Source organism: Mesorhizobium sp. M4A.F.Ca.ET.022.05.2.1 (assembly GCF_003998845.1).
Lineage (GTDB): Bacteria > Pseudomonadota > Alphaproteobacteria > Rhizobiales > Rhizobiaceae > Mesorhizobium.
The window spans coordinates 1-1,574 of record NZ_RZOJ01000692.1 but is presented as its reverse complement, the minus strand read 5'-3'; the positions used below and the strand labels follow the sequence as shown (position 1 = coordinate 1,574).

The following is a 1,574-nucleotide window of genomic DNA, read 5'->3' as shown; positions in this document are numbered from 1 at the left end:
CCAGAACGCCTGTCCCGCAGTCGGGCTCATGTAGCCAGGAATTGCGCCATTGGCGACAAGGACCAGCGGAAAAAGGGTAACTCCCGCCAGCAGGGTTTTCAGACTGTTCGACATGTGCTCTGTAGCCACTCCGCTTTCCGGGTCACCATTTTCGAATGGCATGAACGACCAGCCAACACAATGACAGGCGCCAGCCAACCCTCAGGGGCCGCAAAGTTATCCGTCTCGACGCTGTTGGCTGCCGTTGGCTGGGGCCGACAAACAAGTGACCTGCAGAATGATCGTGCTGAACGAGGTTGGTGGTTGTGAGCCGACTACAACGCCACGCGAAGAGGGTTGCCGAACCAACAGTTTCCCTCCTGGACGAGTTCAATTTCGACGAATTCGGCGCCGCTGTTTTTCAGCGACATCGGTACATTCACAGCCAGGTAGATCGTGTCGCCCGGCACCAGAACGAACGGGATATTGGTGCGCGCGTTGTTGTACTGGATTGACTGGCCGGCAGCGTCGAGCGCGTGGTAGCTCAGCGTGACGCCTAGCTGTCCGTCGGCTGCGCAGAGACTCGACCAGACCGTGTCGGAGAGGTTGGTCACATTGACGACGATCTTCAACGCGGCGCCGTCATCGGTCGCGCAGGGGCCCTCCACGAACTCCAGACGGTGAGCGCGCTGTTCTTCCTCGAGGGGCGCCATGACCCGCGTGGTGCCGAGATCGGTCCGCAGGGCGAGGGGTCTTGGATCCTTCGGCTCGTAGAGCTTGTACCATTTCTGCCCGACGACCACATCTTCGAGCTGTGTGGCGCTCTCGGACCAGGTTGGCCACGAGGCATCGCCGGTCTTGGCCGTGGCTGTGCTGTTCAGGAAGTCCTTGACCGCCGCGCCAAGTGCGGCGGCAGAGCCGGCTTCGAAGAAGGACGCGGCGGCCGCGCCCTTGCCCACCTCCCGGAACACCGGAATGTCGCTGGCTATCACCGGCTTGCCGAAATGGCCCGCCTCGACGATGGGCAGGCCGAAACCTTCGGCGAAGGAGGCCGCGATCAGCGCGTCGCAACCAGTGTAAAGCGTGGCCAGGTCGCCATCGTCGACCTGTGAGTGCAGATGCAGGCGCTTGCCGAACTCCGCATGGCGCCTGATGCGGTCGTCGAGATACGCCGTTCCCCACCCGGTTTTCCCGACGATGATCAGTTCGATGTCAAAACCGTCGGCCCACAACGCCTCGAAGGCATCCAGCGCAACGCGATGGCCTTTGCGCGGCTCCAGCGTTCCGACCATCAGGAAACGGGGGCGCATCGCGCCTGTGCTCGCGCGCGCCGGCTTGGATACGGTCGGCCCCTTGGCGAAGTCCGCGCCAAGCTGCCAGTAGCCGACTTTCATCGGGCGCGGGAACCGGATGCCCGCGAGCAGATCCAGCAATTCGTCGGCGACCGCGCGCGAGATGCAGACAAAGCCGGTCGAATAGGCCAGCGCCGTCTGAAACCATGCGCTGAAGGCGGGCGGCATGCCCTCATGGCAAAAGGCGGCCGAGCGCAGGGGAACCGTGTCATAAAGACAGGAAATGACTTCGCCGCCCTTGAT

At 62.8% G+C, this 1,574-nt stretch carries 1 protein-coding gene; it reads right to left on the bottom strand.

The features are described 5' to 3' along the window. Positions 1–314 precede the first annotated feature (314 nt). On the bottom strand, positions 315–1,499 hold the full coding sequence (locus tag EN745_RS34610; RefSeq protein WP_127423302.1) for a glycosyltransferase family 1 protein: 1,185 nt from the start codon (positions 1,497–1,499) through the stop codon (positions 315–317). Between the last annotated feature and the right edge of the window lie 75 nt (positions 1,500–1,574).